The 19,751-nt window shown below is 52.5% G+C and carries 20 protein-coding genes; 9 read left to right on the forward strand and 11 right to left on the reverse strand.

Going from position 1 to position 19,751, the window contains the following annotated elements; all coding sequences use genetic code 11:
- Nucleotide 1 precedes the first annotated feature (1 nt).
- From ACERJC_RS13550 to ACERJC_RS13565, 4 genes are all read right to left on the reverse strand, one after another.
- Nucleotides 2-2,554: a fimbrial outer membrane usher protein gene (locus ACERJC_RS13550; protein WP_373671882.1), complete on the reverse strand. Its 2,553-nt coding sequence runs from the start codon at nt 2,552-2,554 to the stop codon at nt 2-4.
- Nucleotides 2,535-3,293, reverse strand: a complete 759-nt coding sequence (locus ACERJC_RS13555; RefSeq protein ID WP_152402334.1) for a fimbria/pilus periplasmic chaperone — start codon at nt 3,291-3,293, stop codon at nt 2,535-2,537. The genes ACERJC_RS13550 and ACERJC_RS13555 overlap by 20 nt, the downstream gene beginning before the upstream one ends.
- A gap of 52 nt (nt 3,294-3,345) precedes the next feature.
- On the reverse strand, nt 3,346-3,879 hold the full coding sequence (locus tag ACERJC_RS13560; protein WP_152402337.1) for a fimbrial protein: 534 nt from the start codon (nt 3,877-3,879) through the stop codon (nt 3,346-3,348).
- A gap of 834 nt (nt 3,880-4,713) precedes the next feature.
- Complete coding sequence (locus ACERJC_RS13565) at nt 4,714-5,613, reverse strand: nickel/cobalt efflux protein RcnA (protein WP_373671883.1); 900 nt, start codon at nt 5,611-5,613, stop codon at nt 4,714-4,716.
- 119 nt (nt 5,614-5,732) lie between these two features.
- Here ACERJC_RS13565 and rcnR point away from each other — a divergent pair, with 119 nt between their 5' ends.
- Nucleotides 5,733-6,005 (forward strand): Ni(II)/Co(II)-binding transcriptional repressor RcnR, encoded by a 273-nt coding sequence (gene rcnR / locus ACERJC_RS13570; protein WP_042999451.1) that lies wholly within the window; start codon nt 5,733-5,735, stop codon nt 6,003-6,005.
- A gap of 27 nt (nt 6,006-6,032) precedes the next feature.
- Here the strand turns inward: rcnR and ACERJC_RS13575 are convergent, their stop codons facing one another.
- Both ACERJC_RS13575 and ACERJC_RS13580 read right to left on the reverse strand, forming a co-directional pair.
- On the reverse strand, nt 6,033-6,344 hold the full coding sequence (locus ACERJC_RS13575) for a hypothetical protein (protein WP_178824512.1): 312 nt from the start codon (nt 6,342-6,344) through the stop codon (nt 6,033-6,035).
- Nucleotides 6,345-6,364: 20 nt separating this feature from the next.
- The gene (locus tag ACERJC_RS13580; protein ID WP_152406264.1) at nt 6,365-7,066 is read right to left on the reverse strand and encodes a helix-turn-helix transcriptional regulator; all 702 of its coding nucleotides are present in this window, start codon (nt 7,064-7,066) and stop codon (nt 6,365-6,367) included.
- A 602-nt stretch (nt 7,067-7,668) separates the two neighbouring features.
- Here ACERJC_RS13580 and ACERJC_RS13585 point away from each other — a divergent pair.
- Together ACERJC_RS13585 and ACERJC_RS13590 are read left to right on the forward strand one after the other, a co-directional pair.
- Nucleotides 7,669-8,463 carry a winged helix-turn-helix domain-containing protein gene (locus tag ACERJC_RS13585; RefSeq protein WP_373671884.1) on the forward strand — a complete coding sequence of 265 codons (795 nt, stop codon included), beginning with the start codon at nt 7,669-7,671 and terminating at the stop codon, nt 8,461-8,463.
- The gene (locus tag ACERJC_RS13590) at nt 8,450-8,920 is read left to right on the forward strand and encodes a YqeJ family protein (protein ID WP_373671885.1); all 471 of its coding nucleotides are present in this window, start codon (nt 8,450-8,452) and stop codon (nt 8,918-8,920) included. Before ACERJC_RS13585 ends, ACERJC_RS13590 begins: the two co-directional genes overlap by 14 nt.
- Before the next feature lie 29 nt (nt 8,921-8,949).
- Here ACERJC_RS13590 and ACERJC_RS13595 read toward each other — a convergent pair whose 3' ends face one another.
- Together ACERJC_RS13595 and ACERJC_RS13600 are read right to left on the reverse strand one after the other, a co-directional pair.
- Nucleotides 8,950-10,179 (reverse strand): amino acid permease, encoded by a 1,230-nt coding sequence (locus ACERJC_RS13595; protein ID WP_373671886.1) that lies wholly within the window; start codon nt 10,177-10,179, stop codon nt 8,950-8,952.
- A 142-nt stretch (nt 10,180-10,321) separates the two neighbouring features.
- Nucleotides 10,322-10,777 carry a multidrug/biocide efflux PACE transporter gene (locus ACERJC_RS13600; RefSeq protein WP_152402346.1) on the reverse strand — a complete coding sequence of 152 codons (456 nt, stop codon included), beginning with the start codon at nt 10,775-10,777 and terminating at the stop codon, nt 10,322-10,324.
- 101 nt (nt 10,778-10,878) lie between these two features.
- Between ACERJC_RS13600 and ACERJC_RS13605 the strand changes: the two genes are divergently transcribed.
- The 4 genes from ACERJC_RS13605 (at nt 10,879) to kduD (ending at nt 15,110) form a co-directional block, all read left to right on the forward strand.
- Nucleotides 10,879-11,766, forward strand: coding sequence for a LysR family transcriptional regulator (locus tag ACERJC_RS13605; RefSeq protein WP_152402347.1), 888 nt, complete (start codon nt 10,879-10,881; stop codon nt 11,764-11,766).
- 99 nt (nt 11,767-11,865) lie between these two features.
- Complete coding sequence (locus ACERJC_RS13610; protein ID WP_125369812.1) at nt 11,866-13,044, forward strand: acetyl-CoA C-acetyltransferase; 1,179 nt, start codon at nt 11,866-11,868, stop codon at nt 13,042-13,044.
- Nucleotides 13,045-13,456: 412 nt separating this feature from the next.
- A complete protein-coding gene (gene kduI / locus ACERJC_RS13615) occupies nt 13,457-14,293 on the forward strand; it encodes a 5-dehydro-4-deoxy-D-glucuronate isomerase (RefSeq protein WP_042288966.1) in 837 nt (278 codons plus the stop codon).
- A 55-nt stretch (nt 14,294-14,348) separates the two neighbouring features.
- A complete protein-coding gene (gene kduD, locus ACERJC_RS13620) occupies nt 14,349-15,110 on the forward strand; it encodes a 2-dehydro-3-deoxy-D-gluconate 5-dehydrogenase KduD (RefSeq protein ID WP_042288962.1) in 762 nt (253 codons plus the stop codon).
- 57 nt (nt 15,111-15,167) lie between these two features.
- On the opposite strand, the gene ACERJC_RS13625 is transcribed toward kduD, so the two are convergent.
- A complete protein-coding gene (locus ACERJC_RS13625) occupies nt 15,168-15,494 on the reverse strand; it encodes a cupin domain-containing protein (protein WP_286632212.1) in 327 nt (108 codons plus the stop codon).
- A 141-nt stretch (nt 15,495-15,635) separates the two neighbouring features.
- Here ACERJC_RS13625 and ACERJC_RS13630 point away from each other — a divergent pair, with 141 nt between their 5' ends.
- Entirely contained in the window at nt 15,636-16,328 is a 693-nt protein-coding gene (locus ACERJC_RS13630) for an aspartate/glutamate racemase (protein ID WP_152402349.1), read from the forward strand.
- Here ACERJC_RS13630 and ACERJC_RS13635 read toward each other — a convergent pair.
- A complete protein-coding gene (locus ACERJC_RS13635; protein WP_152402350.1) occupies nt 16,315-17,250 on the reverse strand; it encodes a LysR family transcriptional regulator in 936 nt (311 codons plus the stop codon). The two genes, ACERJC_RS13630 and ACERJC_RS13635, sit on opposite strands and share 14 nt — an antisense overlap.
- 117 nt (nt 17,251-17,367) lie before the next feature.
- On the opposite strand from ACERJC_RS13635, the gene lysA reads away from it, so the two are divergent.
- Nucleotides 17,368-18,630, forward strand: a complete 1,263-nt coding sequence (gene lysA / locus ACERJC_RS13640; RefSeq protein WP_373671887.1) for a diaminopimelate decarboxylase — start codon at nt 17,368-17,370, stop codon at nt 18,628-18,630.
- 105 nt (nt 18,631-18,735) lie between these two features.
- Here the strand turns inward: lysA and ACERJC_RS13645 are convergent, their stop codons facing one another.
- Nucleotides 18,736-19,749 (reverse strand): LacI family DNA-binding transcriptional regulator, encoded by a 1,014-nt coding sequence (locus ACERJC_RS13645; RefSeq protein WP_373671969.1) that lies wholly within the window; start codon nt 19,747-19,749, stop codon nt 18,736-18,738.
- Nucleotides 19,750-19,751: the final 2 nt, after the last annotated feature.

Raw genomic sequence — 19,751 nt, forward strand, 5'->3', positions numbered from 1 at the left:
ATCATTCCTGGCGACAAGGTAGCGTGAGTTGATACAACGGCGTGTCGCTCGTCGTCGGCAATTGATACCAGACCTGGCACCGCTGAGCGGCATTTTTGCCCCACTTAACAAACAGCACGCCGGACTGCGCGGCGATTCGGGCGTAGATTTGGCCGCCCTGACCCATGATGCCCACGTCGTCACCGTTGCCGTCCGTGACGTCCGCGCCCATCGGCGGCAGACTGCCGTCGGGCAGGGTGGTATTGATCAACGTCGCTTTGCCGTGAGTGGTCTTGAACGTCACGCGGGAAATCGCCCCTGCATAGGGGACAAGGCGCTTGCTGCCGCCCTGAAGTTCGACGTCATCGGCCATATTCTGGCTGTCGAGACTGATGGTGTTATAGCGATAGGGCGTTAGGGACGGGAGGATCGCGTAGCCGAAACGGTCTACCGTCGCGCCCTGACCATTACGTATCGTCGCACCGCGCGCGCCCGGGGCCTCTACCAGTGCGAAGGTGTCGCTGGTATACGGGCCAGCGGTAATTCCGCCGCGATGGGCGACCAGCGTACCGGACATGCCCAACCCGTACTGCTGATAGCTGTCACCCCGGGAAGCCCAGGCGCGGAAGGCACCGACGGAGGTGCGGCGTTCAAGATTACCGCCCCAGGTTGAGCTGTCGCCGCTGTCATTGTTGTGCTCAATACCGCTGTAGAGCGCCCACGAGGTGGTACTTTTCTCGCCCGTTGTCCCACTCATCCCGACCGTTGCCGTCCGGCTGTCGCGACTGCGGTTCATGTCCAGATTGATCTGCGAACGGCTGGAGCCAAAGTCGAACGGAATCGACATCCCCAGCGACACGGTGTTTTCGGTGTATTTGCGCTGGTTCTCATTATCGAAATCGCGATCGTTGACGCTGCTGAAGTAGCGGCTGGAGTAAGTGCTACGCTGGCGTGCGGCGCTGACATTGAAGCTGATATCCCGCCAGCTATTGCTGTAGCCGAGCTGTAGTTGAGTGATGCGTGAGGCGTTGTTGTAGTAATCCGACGTGCTGCCGGTAAAGCTCAGCATGCCCCAGTTGCCCATCGGCTGGCTGAGGGTCGCCGAGAAGTTGTTCCGCTGATTGAGCGTGTCGGAGTAGTAGGTGGTGCCGCTTTTTTCCTGGCGACGCACGCCGAGTACGTCCTGCAAATCGCGATAGCCGCTGGTGGAATAGCGATACGCCGCGAGGACCAGGTTGGTTCCGGTGGTGAAGGTTTTACTGTAACTCGCCTCGACGCGCCAGCCCTGTTGCTTCTCGTCATTTTCTACACGGGCGCTGGAAAATACCGTGTTCAGACCGAAGGCGCCGACAGAGGTCGCCAGCACGCCGCCCGCGAGAATGGCCTGATAATTATCCGCCAGTCGCGACCCCATGTTGGCCGTCAGCACGTTGCTCATCCCGCGCTGCAACACACCTTCTATAAACTTATTTTCCACGCTGTAGTACTGACGAACGTAGCCCATCGCCAGCTCGTAGTTCCAGTTACCGGGACGAATCGAGTCTGGTACGGCAGAGTAGGGGACGGTAAAGCGCGATACCTGTCCGTTGGCGTCAATCACATCGACCGTCAGATCGCCCTGACCGCGGGTGTTGTACAGATCGTTAATGACGAAGGCACCAGGCGCGACAGTGGTCTCGTAGATGACTTTTCCCTGCTGGCGCACAACGACATGGGACGTTGTGGTGGCGACGCCGCGCACTTCCGGCGCATAGCCCCGTTTTCCCTGCGGCCACATGCGCTGATCGGTGCTGAGCTTGACGCCGTTGAATGACAGACTGCCAAACAGACTGCTGTTGGTGTAGTTATCACCGAAGGCAATGATGCTGTCCAGCTGCGGCAAAGGCCGTTGTACCGAGGTGGCGACCGCATTGTATTTGTAGTGACCTCCCGTCTGATTGTCATCGGCGTAGCGCAGGTTACCCTGATGACGAACCTGCCAGAGGCCAAGGTTGATCCCACCGTTGATATTGCTCCACAGATAGTCATAGCGCAGATGGCTGTCCGTGTTTTCGGTGTGGTAAAAATTGGTGTTGTGGCGCAGAAACAGCGCGGTTTCACCGGCATCCCATTCGGATACCGGAATGAAGCCTCTTGGCGAATGCAATAGCCCCGCCTGAGGAATCACCATGTTCAGGCGTAACGTGCTTAAATCCACTTCCCAGTTGATTTTCTGTCCCAGACTGTCAATTGGCAGACACGCGTCGGGCGTAGAATTTTGCGTTGTACGAATAGCACTGGCGGCAATCAGTTCAGGTGACAGACAGGGCTGAACCCGCGCATTGTTGCCTTCTGGTTTTACCAGCGTGATTGACTCCTGGTGACGAATCAACTGGTTATTGAGATAGACGTCGAGCACATAGTTGCCCGTTGAAAGCGCGTCATCTCGCTGATTAAAGCGATCCAGATCCAGTGACTTACCCACATCGGAACCCTGCAAAAGCGCCGGGTCAAAGTAATATTCCGCGCACGCCGTCGCCGGGGCTAACGCCAGGCCTATCAGGGGCGCGACGACGTTATAGCGGATAGTCGGCACTGATGCGTGCTCCCTGATCGTTGATCAAGGTAACGCGTACGCGCTGTGCGTCAGCGCCAGAGGTACGCGGAAAGTGAAACGTTTCGCTGGCAAAGGGCGAAATCATGTCGTTTTTGGGGTGCAGAATTTCCGATGAGCGACCGGGTTGCAGGACCGCGACCGTGACAAAATAAGGCTGGTTATTTTTTATGCTTATCGCCAGTTCTTTATTTCCGCTAATACGTTTGACCTGCAGATTTTCCAGCATTTTTTGCGGATCGCCGACGAGACCTGCCGGGCGATAAAAAAGTTTGACCCGATTGCGCAACATAATCAGCAGACTGTTTTGTTTTTCTGTGTGGGTCGCGGATTGTCCGGCATTGGCGGGCGGGATCTGCATGAAATTAAAATAGACCAGCGATTCCCTGTCCTGAGGTAATGCTTTCCCCCTGGTGTAAACAATACGAATGATTTGCCCTTCTCCAGACTGAATACGAAATGCCGGAGGTGTGGCAATAAACGGAACCTGCGCAGATTTATCCGGACCATCGGCCATATTGCCGTTATCGAACCAGCTCTGGACAACATAGGGAATGGCATCTTTATTTTTCAGATGCACATCGGTAGATTTCGCTGCACCATTATAAATAATACGCGTTCCTGTCATCGTAATACTGGCATTCACGTGGCTACAGCAGGCGCTAAAAAAGAGAAACAGGCAACCTGAAATAAACGGACGATAACGATGAGAAGTTCGCATTGTATTTTCCCTGAAGGTGGGTGGCGGGAGTTCATTCCCGCCAGGACTACTTTTACTGATAAGAAACGGCGTATTGCAGTGAGGCCAGCACCGTACCGGTGGTGGCGGCACCACCGCTGTAATACTGAGCTTTATAGGTCGCGCTCGCGGAGTCCTTGTTAGCGGCGAGAGAGAGGTCGCCGGTACCGGTAAAGGCGCTGCGGAAGTCAATTTCATCGCCGCTGGTATCGAGGATTTGGATCTCCACATCTGTCGCAGAACCCGTGCTGCCGAGGTTCCCGGTGGCTGAACTGATGTTGTTGCCAACGAAGACCGTTGAGATCTGCACGCCAGAAGGTGAGCCGGTACAGTTGCTCACACCAACATCAAATGTCGTCGCGCCAGCCACCTGATTGGCATTCAGTTCGGTGGCCGTCACGGTCGGCAACAATACCACCGGAGAGGCATCAGAGCCATTTACCGATATTGAACAGGTCTCGTCACTCACTTCACCCATAAACGTAATGGTGTTGTCAGAGGCGAGTGCATTCGTGGAAAAGAGCGCAGAGGCCATCAGCGCCGAAAGGAAGGCACGATTTAAGGTCATAATATAAACTCCATTTTTTTCAGTCGTGTTGATTTACCCTGCGGGACAGGGTTCTTCCATGCGCAGGGACATTTATCGCGATGGCTCTGTGCGGGAATGGGGACAAAATAAAATAATTGGTGATTTTCTTAAAAGGTGAATGCTTCCTGTATCAGGAATATCGTAACGGCAATGATTATATTTTCGTAGCGAGAATAAATTCACCCTGGTTAATCAGTTAATTTGTCTGCGTGGATATTACCGAGAATATCCATAAAGAGGAAAATCGTTTAAAACGAACAGATAGATTACTGGTGATAGGTTGAGTCTATTAAAATCTGGAAATAGATCGGCAGTAGCTTTATTAGGAATTTTAGATTATTAGATGATTATTGTTGAAGTGTTTCGCCGGGTGAAAAGCGTATTCCCGCCTGACAGGTTCCCGGACCAGGAAAATTCACACGCTATACATAAAGAAAAATGAATAGTGCACCGTGCTAATTATTTTGCTGATGACATTCAGGGATGAGAATTTTATTTGATTACAGAGTTGTTTCTGGAAGCTTAATGTCGAGGGTTCCAGTAATCGCGGACTGCTCAACATCAAAAAACAAGAAAAAATTTTTTCCTCTGCAATTGATGTCGCGTCATTTTTGCCAGGTTCATGGCAAAAATCGTGGTGTCAGACCCTGAAAGAGATGACTTTTGACAATTTTTTCACCAGCAATTTGTGCCATGCGGTACGCGTTGATTCTTTTGCGCTGACAAACCCTTATCTTCACAACGAGAAAAATGAGGTTTTTTTGGAAAGATGAGTGAGCACAGCGACAGGCGCTGTGCGTCAGAAACGTATTTTCAGGAAGCGTGAACAATCCCCATGTAGCCATGAATGCCCATATAAAGGCCGACCAGACCGATTAGCAGGCTGGAAAAATAGGGCGCTTTTCTTGCCAGTGCGTTGAATCCACTCCAGCGTTTGGCGACCTGGTGGACGCTAACTGCCGCACCCACGCCGACCGTCACCAGCGTTATAGCCAGTCCCAGACTAAAGCAGAGCACCATCGTTGCACCGAGAGTAAAGGCTTTCAACTGGATACAAATCAGCAGCACGGTAATCGCTGCGGGGCAGGGGATCAGCCCACCTGTCAGACCGAACAGCAAGATTTGCCCATTGGTCACCTCTTTGCCGTGAAAACGGCGCTGAATATCACTGGCATGCGCGCGCTCGTGGGCGTCCTGCCAGGCTTTCGACCCTTCCGACAGTTCCGCCAGAACGTTGTGATTGTGCTGATGCTCGCGATCGTGATGCGCGTGTTCGTGGTGGTCATGATGATCGTGAGCATGATGATCGTGGTCATGGTCGTGATGAGGGGCATGGCTGTGGTCGTCATGCTGCATATCGGTGAGCCAGTTTCGCTCACCCTGCCACGTCCGCCAGAACATCCAGGTCGCAGTGCCCAGAATAATAAATGCGGAAATCAGTTGCAGCCAGGGCTCCACGGACTCTGCGGTAAACGCCCGACTGATATACATGCCGCCGAGAGCAATCAGCCAGACCACGGCGGTATGGGAGAGCGTTGCCGCCAGTCCCAGCATCACCGCCTGTTTGATGGTCCCTTTAATGGCGATGATAAATGCCGCCATCATCGTCTTCGAGTGGCCGGGCTCCAGTCCATGCAGCACGCCGAGAAGAATCGCGCTGGGAATAAAAAACCACGCGTTACCTTGCTGAAGAAGTGTTGAAAATTCGCCCATGATAATGATTCTTAGTTGCCTGTTTTGCCAGATTCTACTCCCCCCCAGTACCAAATACTACCCCCCAGTAGCAGCGTAATGCTATAATCCACAACGATTTATGTTAATGAGGTGTTGCGATGTCACATACCATCCGGGATAAACAGAAACTAAAAGCCCGAACCAGCAAAATTCAGGGACAGGTCGTTGCGCTGAAGAAAATGCTCGACGAACCCCATGAGTGTGCCGCTGTGTTGCAGCAGATCGCCGCGATACGCGGGGCGGTAAATGGATTAATGCGGGAAGTGATCAAAGGGCATCTGACCGAGCATATCGTTCATCAGAGTGATGAAGAGAAGCGAGAAGAGGATCTGGACGTGGTTCTTAAGGTTCTGGATTCCTATATAAAATAGCCGGGAACGTTGTCCCGACTCTGTGTCTTAGCAATACACTACAGCCTGATTCCGCTGGGAAATATAGCGCTCAACGTGCTTATAGCCACTAATGGATTCCAGCGCATGCAACAGGCAGCAGACCGCCCGGGCATTCGTTCGATCGGTTTCGTCTTCACTATGACTTTGCAACGCCTCTTCGCATAACTTGCGCACGGCAGGTGGAAAGGCGAGTTTTTGCAGAGAGCGCTCCAACTCTCCAAAGGCGAGCTCATTACGTGCCGTAAAGAGCGATAACAATATCGCACTCAGCGCGCGCGTTTCTTCTTCGTAGTATCCCACTTTATATACCTTGTCCATTTCGTTCCCTGTTGTCGGACTCATCTGCGTCTTTGCAAATGCACTGCTGTACCATCCGTCTCTTTAAGCAACAGCGGATAAGATGACTTATCGCCAGAAACCGGATGCGAGTGAATAAACAACGAATTGATTCGTCCACCCATTCTTTTTTCAATTCTTTGCTTGTAGGCGTAGATGCTGCGGATATCCATGTCCAACAGTTGAGCGATCTGGTGCGGATTGCTGCCTGCAACCATATGGCCCAGAATGGTGAACTCCATCTGCGTCAACGTATTCCCTTTGGTGAACGACAAATGCCGTCCGATAAACACCTGGCGGATCTTCTCATTGGCGACATCCAGTCCGTCATCGTGGTAAATGATGGCGGAAATCGCAGGATGTTTTTTACGCCAGTAGTTGGCGAGCGACTGCATGTTGCGATCGCTTATCAAAATAATGCCCATGCGCGTGCTTGCGAGATATTCTATCCACTCTATATCCAAAAACAGGCGTAAAAAGCTGATAGAGAAATCTACAAAAATATAGCCACTAAGTCTGGCGTTGTGATTATTATTTAAAATCCCTTCAATGACCCCCTTATTAAAATAAATGCTTTCTTCTGGCCACATGCAAAAGCAAGCATTGGCACAATACTGTAAGCGGGGTGATTTTTCGGGCATTATTTTACAATGCAAGGTACAACTGCTGCATGTCAAATTCTTTAATTTAACGTCCAGCCCCATATTGAGAGCCTCCCTATCCGTAGATGATTTCATAATTTCATCCGTTTTAAAACATGTCAATACTCAACAAAATGCAACTTTGATAGAGAGAAAATCCGAAAATTTATTTATTGCTATTATTCTTAATCGTGACTTTTGTTAGGGCGTTGCCTCTGTATCAATTCAGGTTTCTATCGGGGTCATTCTCCAACGGGCGAAGCATGAAAAAACGCCTCCAGGAATTTTGTAACAACCACCAGGAAAATCTATATTGCAAAAATGTTTAAGTTTTATCGCTAAATGGCATTAATGGCAAAAAGTTGAACTTATGTTAAATTGTCTGAAACAATTGTAACAATGCTTTTGTCTTTTATTAAGTAATGCTATTTATCTGTTTGTCCGTTTTTTAAACGTGAAACAATAATAATGAGTGCTGAGTGATAAAGCATCTAAAATGGTCTTAATTAAGAATACATGATCTTTTTCAGCTGGAAGTGTATTGATTTATAAGAAATTTTATTTTTGAGCTATGACCGCACTGACATATCTATTATATATTTGGTGATCTCTGTATAAGATTTTTGTAGCATGTCATTCATCAAGTAAATGCGAGAATGCACACCGTGTTTGAGAAGTACACGCACACAACATTATACACAATTAATAACCTGGTTGACTTTCACCCGGGTGACAGAACGCTGACAAATAAAAATACGCAAAAAACGGTCATTCTTCAAAACCCTGCGAGTTTCATTCTTTTATATCTCCTTACAAATTGTGGGGTTGTTATTCCACAAACTCAGCTCGTAGAGGTGGGCTGGGGGGATAAAAACACTATCACCTCCGTCAATACGTTATATCAGACGGTGCTCACGCTCAGAAATGCGTTAACTGAAGTCGGGTTGCCGCGCGATCTGATTAAAACCGTTGCCCGGCGCGGTATGATGATGACCGCGGAAATTCAACGTACGGAGATGGAATCGGTTGATAATGCGGGAGAGAGCATGATCGGGGAGGAGCCAACATCACCCGCGCTGACGGCACCTCCGCTCAAAATGCGGCCTTCAAGGGAAACGCTAATGGTGGGTGCCGTTTTACTGTCGGTATTGCTGATCGGTGTCGGCCTTTCTTTTGGTTTGTTATATCCGACGGCAGAATCGCTGTTTTCTTCCTATGCTATTGTTGATACCACCTCCTTTTCATCCTGTACCTTGTTACTGAAAGGCAATAGTACGCTAAATACTCGCTATGCAACATTCCTGACAAGACACCCGGATATCTGTCAGAACCATAAATATGTGTATCTCTCGGGAATGAACAGCGCGAAAAATATTGCGGCAGTCGCCTGTCAGTTAGATATAAGGGAAAACCCTCAGACCAAATGTACGACGTGGTACTCGATTAATGATAAAAATTAAAATAGTAGTATTCATTTTACTGGTTGTAGTAGTGATATTGGCAGGCGCAGGTTATTGGTATTCACATAAAGGCAAAAGTGGGATTGATTGCCAGGGGCGCGTGGTATGGGAAATTAATAATGAGGAGTTCCGGGGAGACGTCGCCTACCAGATGCAGAATAACCAGGGGATAGTCACAATCACCGGCGATTTGCATACGCCGGAAGCTGATAATTATAAAATTAGCCGGATTATCTATTTCACTTATTACAAGGTGCGGGACAACTATGTTATTAGCAGCAATAACCTCGTGCGGTTTCCGAGTGATAATTTAGAGGCGAAAAAAGGATACCGGTCACTGCCCTCGCTCTATCTCTCCGAGCGCGCTTCTTTTTCGCTATTGATTAAACGTTATCAGGAAGGGTGGGTCTTTACGACGGTAGGCGCCCCTTCGCTGCTGTGTCGCAGTATTGAGTAAACGGCCCGGACGAGCCGTTTACTCCAGCATTAGCCGAGAAACATCACGGACACGCAGAGCAGGCCGACAATCAGGGTGATCAGATTACCTGGAGAACGGTACGGTTTTAACGCCGGGATCAGGTATGTCGACAGGGTCGGCATAATGAACAAAATCATGGCGATGAGCGGTCCGCTGATGGCGTAAATCATCGAGATGGCATTCGGGTTGATGCAGCAGACAATAAAGGTGATAGCTGACACCAGCATGATGGACAGGGCGCGGTTAAAGGCCCGGCTTTTCTTCACACCAACCTGTTGCAGACCGGTTTTGACCACCTCGGTTGCCCCTTCGATAACGCCAAAGTAGGTGCCGAGAAAGGATTTCGACATTGCCACCACGGCGACGATGATACCCGAAACAGAGAGCCACGCCGGGGCGGCAGGCATCATGGATAAGGCCGAAAGGATAGTGACGCCCTCATTTTTGGCGGCTTCGATATACGACGGCGGAATCGATAACAGGCAGCTAAAGACGAAGAACAGCACGCTTAAGCAGATAATCAGATAGGCTACCTTCATGATTTTTTTGCATTTACCCATGGCCAGCTCGCCATATTTCTCACGTCTGTCGATGGCAAACGTGGAGATAATAGGCGTATGGCTAAAAGCAAAAACCATCACCGGAATCGATATCCAGACCTGACGCAGGGTGTGCTGATCGAACGCCATTTGTCCGGTGAGCAACGAGGGTTGCCAACTGCCGGTCAGATACAGCGAGAGAAATAAGAAGTAAGCGATCAGCGGGAACACCAAAAATCCCATCACCCGAATGGTCGCATGGCGGCCCATCAGGAAAATCAGGTTCAGGGTTAACACCACACCGAGGCTGACGCCCATGCGGATGCCCAGGCTAATCTCAAGATACCGGGCTAACTGCTCTGTCAGGGAGTTGGTTATGGCGACGGCATAAATCAGAACCACAACAAAAAAGGCAACAAAGTACAGCGTGGTGATGAGGCTGCCGATCTTCTTACCATAATAATGTGTCACCGCGCCGGTGATCCCTTCTCCTGCGGAGGTTTTAGACGAGAGAATGAACTGACATAAGGCTCTGTGCGGCCAGTATGTGAGAGGCCAGGAGGCCAGGGCGGTGACAAACAATACCATCGCGCCCGCGGAGCCAAGCTGGATGGGGAGAAACAGGGTTCCTGCGCCAACGGCAGTCCCATATAACGCAAAGCTCCAGAGCGTCTCTTCTTTTGACCAAATTTTCGACATTTCTTGAACGTATCAACTATAAAATAAACAAAAAGAAGCGCAATTTACCATAAATGAGCGGGCGGGCGTGAGGACTGAACGGGAGAAGGGGTGGCAACGGGCCTTGCCGGAACCCAGGTGATTCCGGCAAATGTGTGAATTATCAGGCAGTCACGCGCTGTTCGCGACGCTTCATAACGCGTACGCGTAACGTGTCGTAAGCCCAGTTGTAGAACATGGTGTAGGGCAGGAAGAACAGGAAGAAGCCAATCTCCAGCGTAAAGGCCTGTATCAGGCTAACGTTTAGCACGTACGCCACGATACTCACGCCAATGACGATAAAGCCGCTTTCAAACCCCAGCGCGTGAAATGCACGCACTTTCGCCGTTCGCTTCACCAGATGTGAAGGCCAGAAACGGTCAAACAGCGCGTTGTAGATGATGTTCCAGATCATCGCCGTGGTCGCCAGCAGGATCGTCAGTCCGCCCATTTCCAGCACCGATCGCTGCATTAACCAGGCCGTGGTCGGTGCCAGGATCGCCGTGGCAATCCCTTCAAAACAGACGGCGTGGAAGACACGCTCCAGTAACGAACGACGTTGAACCGCATTGTGTTGCATAACTTACCTTTATTAAAAACGCCCGGATAACGGAATAGAGGGTATTTTATCGCTTTATATGATATCTAAAAGATAGTATCCATCGATAAAGTAGATAGTTTATGCGTTACTCACCTGAAGCTTTAACCGCATTTGTCGAGACCGTTTCCTGTGGGTCTTTCTCGGCTGCAGCACGCAGACTGCGTAAAAGCCAGTCCACCATTAGTACGGCGATTGCCCATCTTGAAGCCGATCTTGGCGTTCAACTTTTTGACCGTTCCTCGCGTCAGCCGGTGCTGACGGAAGAAGGAAAGAAAGTGCTCGTCTACGTTCAGGCGATTCTCTCGGCCAGCGAGCGTCTCGATGAGGTAGCGCTTTCGCTGGCCGGAGAAACCGAAGCGCGCCTGACGTTTGTGCTCTCCGACACCCTGCACCCCGATGTGCTGGAGGAACTGATGGTGCAGTTTGATCGCCAGTTTCCGCATACCGAGTTTGAATGTCTGATTGGTGAGGATGTGGACGTCATCGATCTGTTGCAAAAAGAGCGGGCGCAGGTCGGTTTGATTGAAGCCAGGGACCACTATCCCACGGATATCGGTGCGACGCGCTTGCCAATGCAAACGTGGATGGGGCTCTACGTTGCCGCTTCCCATCCTCTGGCGAAAGAGAAGAAACTGCAATGGGATCAGCTGCACGTCTGGCGTGAGTTGCGCCTTAACACCTACATCGATCGTGGCGCTCCGCTTGCCCGTGGTCCGGTGTGGTCCGCGCCGAACTATTTGCTGTTGTTGAGTATGGCAGTACAGGGTTTTGGCTGGTGTGCGCTCCCCTGTGCGTTGGTGGAGGAATTTGCGGCGGAAAAACCACTGATGCAACTCGATGTTCCGGGATGGCCCAAAGCGATTGCTATCGATCTGCTCTGGAACAAAAAATCACCGCCCGGCGCGGCGGGGAACTGGCTGAGATACCATTTACAGCAAGGCAGTGTCCCAGGCCGCGGGGCGTTATAACGATTTCCTTTGTGATAAAACTCACTTTTCTTAAACAATCAAGATAACTATTTTTAACAATCCTCTACTATTGCGGTGTTATTTTGCGCTGAGGTCGTAATGAAAGAGGTGGTGATAGTCGGGGCGTTGCGTACGCCAATTGGTTGTTTTCAGGGGACGCTGGCACGTCATTCTGCCGTGGAATTGGGCAGTATGGTGGTCAAAGCGTTGATTGAAGCCAGCGGCGTGAAGGCGCATGCCGTTGATGAAGTGATCCTCGGGCAGGTGCTGACGGCGGGGGCGGGACAAAACCCGGCGCGTCAGTCAGCAATCAAAGGGGGATTACCGAATACCGTTTCTGCTATCACCATCAACGACGTTTGTGGCTCAGGGCTTAAAGCGCTGCATCTTGCCACGCAGGCGATCCAGTGTGGCGAAGCGGACATTGTGATTGCGGGTGGGCAAGAGAACATGAGCCGTGCGCCGCATGTCCTCACCGACAGCCGAACCGGCGCGCAGTTGGGCAACAGTCAACTGGTCGACAGCCTGGTGCACGATGGCCTGTGGGATGCCTTCAATGATTACCACATGGGCGTGACCGCCGAGAATCTGGCGCGTGAATACGGCATCAGCCGGGAACTGCAGGATGCGTATGCCCTCAGTTCGCAGCAAAAGGCGCGAGCGGCCATCGATGCCGGTCGCTTTAAAGCGGAAATTGTTCCGGTTGCCACCCAGCGTAATGGGCAAACCGTGATGGTGGATACTGACGAGCAGCCGCGAACCGATGCCAGCGCAGAAGGTCTGGCGCGGCTGGATCCGGCCTTCGAACTGTCTGGGTCGGTGACCGCCGGCAATGCTTCTTCGATTAATGATGGCGCGGCGGCGGTGATGATGATGAGTGAGTCCAAAGCGCAGGAGCTGGATTTGCCCGTGCTGGCTCGCATCCGCGCTTTTGCCAGCGTCGGCGTAGATCCTGCTCTGATGGGCATTGCCCCCGTGTATGCTACTCGTCGCTGTCTGGAGCGGGTCGGCTGGCAGTTGGCCGATGTGGATCTCATTGAAGCGAATGAGGCGTTTGCCGCCCAGGCGCTTTCCGTGGGCAAAATGCTGGAGTGGGACGAGCGCCGGGTGAACGTCAACGGCGGCGCGATTGCCCTTGGACATCCGATTGGCGCTTCCGGCTGTCGTATTCTGGTTTCTCTGGTTCACGAAATGGTCAAACGCAATGCCCGCAAAGGTCTGGCGACGCTGTGCATTGGCGGTGGGCAAGGCGTAGCATTAGCCATCGAACGCGATTAACTCCCCTTTTTTCTCTCCCTCTACATTCCATTCATAGCCGTTATGCCGTGCGAGAAATCGTGACGGCATTACTGCGTTTTGTTTTGTATTCCCTTCATTATTAGCATCAGACAGATGAACTAATCGAATGAACTTACAGCGGTTTGCCTGGGAGTGGGGGTGTCGCAGACTCGGGGTTAAATCCTATTTCTTTGTTTTACTATACGATTTTACCCCTGCGCTTAATCATGGAATGAATCGATCGTGATCGGAATTACACTTTTGACAATAAGATGCAGAAAAAGTGAAACGATGTTTTATTTGTAATTGAAAACGGGTTCCTGGAGGACTATCATGGGCGCATAACGTAAAACGGAACAGCGTTTCGCTCTCCGTCGAGGAATTCCCGCTCAGTACATCACTGGAGGTAAATGTGGACGTAAGACAAAGTATTCACAGCGCGCACGCCAAAACACTGGATACCCAGGGGCTACGCAAGGAGTTTTTGGTTGAGAAAGTGTTCGTGGCTGACGAATACACAATGGTTTACAGCCACATTGACCGCATCATCGTCGGCGGCATTATGCCGGTGGCAAAAACGGTCTCCGTCGGCGGCGAAGTCGGTAAACAACTCGGTGTGACCTATTTCCTGGAACGTCGCGAACTGGGTGTGATCAACATCGGCGGCGCAGGCACCATCACCGTCGACGGTCAGTGCTATGAAATCGGCCACCGCGACGCGCTGTATGTCGGCAAAGGGGCAAAAGAAGTGGTCTTCGCCAGCGTGGATAGCGCGACGCCAGCCAAGTTCTACTACAACTGCGCGCCGGCTCATACCACCTACCCAACCAAAAAAGTGACGCCTGCCGATGTTGCGCCCGTGACGTTAGGCGACAATCTCACCAGTAACCGTCGCACCATCAATAAATATTTCGTGCCGGATGTGCTGGAGACCTGCCAACTGAGCATGGGCCTTACCGAACTGGCGCCGGGCAACCTGTGGAACACTATGCCGTGCCACACCCATGAACGCCGCATGGAAGTGTACTTCTATTTCAATATGGAAGAAGACACCTGTGTCTTCCATATGATGGGGCAGCCTCAGGAAACGCGTCATATCGTGATGCACAATGAACAGGCGGTCATTTCGCCAAGCTGGTCGATCCACTCCGGGGTGGGGACCAAAGCCTATACCTTCATTTGGGGCATGGTCGGTGAAAACCAGGTCTTTGATGACATGGACCACGTTGCGGTGAAAGATCTGCGCTAGTCGCGGGCGCTCATAACGCCTGTCCGTGACAGGTATGAAAAACTAAGGATTTACAATGATTTTGAATGCATTCTCTCTCGAAGGTAAAGTCGCTGTCGTGACCGGTTGTGACACGGGTCTGGGCCAGGGCATGGCGCTCGGTCTGGCGGAAGCCGGCTGCGATATCGTCGGGATTAACATCGTTGAACCGACCGAAACCATCGAGCGAGTGACCGCACTGGGCCGTCGCTTTTTGAGCCTGACCGCTGACCTGCGTCAGATCGACGGGATCCCGGCGCTGCTGGAGCGTGCGGTTGCTGAGTTTGGTCATATCGATATTCTGGTTAACAACGCGGGCCTGATCCGTCGCGAAGATGCGATCAATTTCAGCGAAAAAGACTGGGATGACGTGATGAACCTGAACATCAAGAGCGTGTTCTTTATGTCTCAGGCGGCGGCAAAACATTTCATCGCGCAGGGTAACGGCGGCAAAATCATCAATATCGCTTCCATGCTCTCCTTCCAGGGCGGTATCCGCGTCCCGTCTTACACGGCTTCCAAAAGCGGCGTAATGGGGGTAACCCGTCTGATGGCGAACGAATGGGCGAAGCACAATATCAACGTCAACGCGATCGCACCGGGTTACATGGCAACCAACAATACCCAGCAGCTGCGTGCCGATGAACAGCGTAGCGCTGAAATCCTCGACCGCATCCCGGCTGGCCGTTGGGGTCTGCCGAGCGATCTGATGGGACCGGTGGTGTTCCTGGCATCCAGCGCATCGGATTACATCAACGGCTACACCGTGGCTGTTGACGGTGGCTGGCTGGCACGTTAATTCGCCCCCGTTTATCGAAAAAACCCTGCCATCGCGCAGGGTTTTTTATTGATGAAATCAGGTGTTGAGAAAATCCTCGCGAACCGGTGTAAAAGTATCCAGCAGGGTTCCCGGTTTCAGGCAGACACAGCCGTGCACAATATCCGGTTGCTTATATAACGTATCCCCTGCGCGTACCACCTGCTTCTCGTCACCGATGGTAAATTCAAATTCACCGGATAATACATAGGTCAGTTGTTCATGAGGATGATGATGCAGCGGGCCGATCGCCCCTTGTTCGAAATTCACCTCAACGGCCATCATGTTGCCATTATGCGCGAGGATGCGGCGGGTGACGCCATTGCCCAGATCTTCAAGCGTCGTCTCGTTATGGAAAACAAACATGCGGGATCCTGTTAGTGTTTGAAACAATGTTTCATTCAAGCTAACTCAGGCACGCGATAAAGAAAACGGCAGATCGAATGAACTGGAAACTTGATCACAAGTTTGCTTCACTGCTGTAAATCACTGATGAAGGAGCAGGTAATGAAGACGATCGGCTTGTTAGGCGGCATGAGTTGGGAATCGACGATCCCGTACTACCGGTTAATTAATGAAGGGATCAAACAGCAACTGGGTGGGCTTCATTCTGCGAGCCTGCTGCTGCACAGCGTTGACTTCCATGAGATCGAAGCGTGTCAGAGTCGCGGTGAGTGGGACAAAGCCGGAGAGATACTTGCGCAAGCCGCGATCGGGCTGCAGCAGGCGGGGGCGGAAGGGATCGTCTTATGTACCAACACGATGCACAAAGTGGCGGAAGCCATTGAATCGCGCTGCTCGCTGCCTTTTCTACATATTGCCGATGCAACCGGTCGCGTCATCTCCTCGCAGGGAATGCGCCGGGTTGCACTGCTGGGAACGCGTTACACCATGGAGCAGGATTTTTATCGCGGTCGTCTGGAACAGCAGTTTGCTATTGAGAGCCTGGTGCCAGATGCGCAGGCTCGGGCGAAGATCAACCAGATTATCTTTGATGAGCTTTGCCTGGGACACTTTACCGAGACCTCGCGCCAGTACTATGTCGAGGTGATTGAAGACCTCGCGGCGCAGGGTGCAGAGGGCGTCATTTTTGGCTGCACCGAGATTGGCCTGTTGGTACCGGTAGAGCGCAGTCCAATTCCCGTGTTCGACACCGCCGCGATCCATGCCGCAGACGCCGTGACGTTTATGCTGTCGTAACCGGTCCGAGGATCTGCTCCAGCGCCGTCACCAGAAGGTGATGGCGGGTTTGCAGATGATCGCTGAAGGCCTCGACCAGTGCGGAAGCGGGGCGGTGGACCGGACGAACCAGGCTGACGGTAAACGGCACGGAAATACTGAAACGGCGCACGACCACGCCGCTCGCCGCATAATCCAGCGCGGTGAACGGGTTTACGACTGAAAGACCAACGCCGGCGCGCACCATTGCGCACACTGACGCCGCGCTGTGGGTCTCCACGACCATTCGCCGTTTAACGTCGTGCTCATTAAACAACGCGTCCAGTAGCTTCCGGTAACTGTCCGTGCGCGACAGGCTGATGTAGTTCTCCCCCTGAAAATCCTGCGGCGTTAATACCGGTTTTTCCGCCAACGGATGCCCCGGCGGCAGCACGCAGACTTCATCGAGCGAGAAGAGTTCCGTACGTTGCGTTCCGGCAGGCGTATGCAGCGTCTCTGTTAACCCCAGATCGTGACGCTGGGCGGAAAGCCACTCTTCCAGCAGCGGTGACTCCTGAGGCACGATGTTCAGGCTGACGTCCGGGTAGCGGGCGAGAAACGGCTGAATCAACGCAGGCAGCAGCGACTGCGAAAAGACCGGCAGACAGACAATCGACAACTCTCCCTGGCGAAACTCCCGCAGGCTTTCCGCCGCGCTGACAATTCGATCCAGCCCGTACCAGGATCGCTGAACCTCTTCAAACAGACGTAACCCCTGGACCGTCGGATGCAGGCGACCGCGCGTGCGTTCAAACAGCGTTAATCCCAGCACTTTTTCAAATCGCGCCAGTTCGCGACTGACGGTGGGCTGTGACGTATGCAGCAGTCGCGCGGCTTCAGTCAGGTTTCCGGCGGTCATGACCGCATGAAAAATTTCAATATGACGTAAGTTAACGGCAGCCATAGTCACCTCGTTTGATTCAACCCATATCATTTTTGCATAGAGTCGATATAAAACGATATTTTTTATTCTCTTCGCACTGTGGCGTAATGATAAAAAACGTCATGTCCGGAGTCCGTTATGCCTCATTCACTGTATTGCACCGATACCGATCTCACTGCGGAAAACCTGCTCAGGTTGCCGGCTGAATTTGGCTGTCCGGTCTGGGTTTACGACGCGCAGATCGTTCGTCGCCAGATTGCGGCACTGCAGCAGTTTGATGTGGTGCGCTTCGCGCAGAAAGCCTGCTCCAATATTCATATTCTGCGTTTAATGCGTGAGCAGGGCGTCAAAGTGGACTCTGTGTCATTAGGCGAAATCGAGCGTGCGCTGGCGGCGGGATACGATCCGCAAGCGCAGCCGGATGACATCGTTTTTACCGCCGATGTGATTGATAGCGCCACGCTGGCACGCGTCAGCGAATTGCGCATTCCGGTCAATGCCGGCTCTGTCGATATGCTCGATCAGCTTGGACAGGTTTCGCCGGGCCATCGCGTCTGGCTGCGCGTTAATCCAGGTTTTGGTCATGGTCACAGCCAGAAAACCAATACCGGTGGCGAAAACAGTAAACATGGCATCTGGCATACCGATTTGCCGCAGGCGCTGGCGGTGATGCAGCGCCATCAGTTGAAACTGGTCGGTATTCACATGCACATTGGTTCAGGCGTTGACTATGAACATCTGGAGCAGGTGTGTGGCGCGATGGTGAGTCAGGTGCTTGATTTTGGTCAGGATCTGGAGGCCATTTCCGCCGGTGGCGGCCTGTCGATTCCTTATCACGATGACGAAGAGGCGGTGGACACCCGGCATTACTTTGGCTTGTGGAACGCCGCGCGCGAGCAGATCGCCCGTCATCTGGGGCATCACGTGAAGCTGGAAATTGAGCCTGGACGTTTTCTCGTCGCTCAGTCAGGCGTACTGGTTACCCAGGTACGCAGCGTGAAGCAGATGGGCAGTCGTCATTTCGTGCTGGTGGATGCGGGTTTTAACGATCTGATGCGCCCGGCGATGTACGGCAGTTATCACCATATTACCGCGCTGGCGGCGGATGGCCGCTCGCTGGAGAAGGCACCGCAGGTCGATACGGTCGTCGCAGGACCACTGTGTGAATCGGGCGACGTCTTTACCCAGCAGGAGGGAGGCAAGGTGGAGACGCGTGCGCTGCCGGTGGTGGCACCGGGAGATTATCTGGTGCTGCATGATACCGGCGCATACGGTGCGTCGATGTCGTCGAACTACAACAGCCGTCCGCTGTTGCCGGAAGTGTTATTTGACAACGGTCAGGCGCGACTGATTCGCCGTCGCCAGACCATTGAAGAACTGTTAGCGCTGGAAGTGTTTTAATTTCTTGTCGGGCTGCGGCTTATCCGGCCTGCGGAGGTACCGTCGTTTGTAGGCCTGATAAGCGAAGCGCCATCAGGCATTGCGTCGCGCAGATAACATTACGATTTATATGTTAAAATACGGCCCGGTGGTTACCGAATCGCGCAGGACCAGCGTGCCGGTAAAGGGCGGGATCGGTTCAACCTCTTCACCATTGACCATGCGAATTGCCTGGTCAATGGCGGTGGTGATCATCGTGTCGATGGGGAGATAAACCGTCGACAGTCCTGGCTCAAGCCATTTCGCACTCGGCGCATCGTCAAACCCAAACAGCGACACATCCTGCGGAATGTTAAGTCCGGCCTGGTGCAGGGCTTTCGATGCGCCCAGCGCCATATCGTCGTTACAGGCGAACAGGGCGCTGAACGTTACCCCTTCCCGCAGCAGTTCGTTACAGGCGTCATAGCCGCGCGTCATGCTGGAATCGCCATACTTTACCTTCGCCGGATCCCAGTCGATGCCATTTTTCTCCAGCGCCTTACGGTAGCCCATCAGACGCGACTTCCCGGTCGGCGTGTGTCCCGGCACGGTAATACAGGCAATCTCGCGGTGTCCCTGAGAAATCAGGTAATCCACCGCCTGAAATGCCGCATCTTCCTGTTCAAAAAAGATGGCGCGTTCACGGGCGAGGCTGACGTCGCGGTTGATGATAATCAACGGCATCGTAATCGAATCCGCCAGCGCCAGGATCGCCTTTTCGCTCATATAACGGGTGTAGAGAATGATGGCGTCACACTGCCGGTCGGCCAGCATCTGCACCGCTTCCTGTTCGCGCTCTGGCGTATCGTGACCATCGGTGACAATCAACTGCTTGCCATGAGATTCAGTCTGCCGCGAGGCCTGCTGTAGCAGGCGGCCAAAGTAGAAGCCATCAAAGGTCGATACGACCAGTCCAATGCTGTTGCTGGTCCGGTTCGCCAGCGATCGGGCCAGAAAGTTTGGGCGATAGTCCAGCGCCTGCATAGCCTTAAACACTTTCTGACGTGTACTCTCCTTAACCTGACCGGTGCCGTTCAGCACGCGAGAAACGGTGGCTTTCGAGACACCGGCACGACGGGAAACATCCAGCATTGTTATCATGA

The sequence above is a fragment of the Citrobacter telavivensis genome (assembly GCF_041807075.1).
Classification (GTDB): Bacteria; Pseudomonadota; Gammaproteobacteria; order Enterobacterales; family Enterobacteriaceae; genus Citrobacter_A; species Citrobacter_A telavivensis.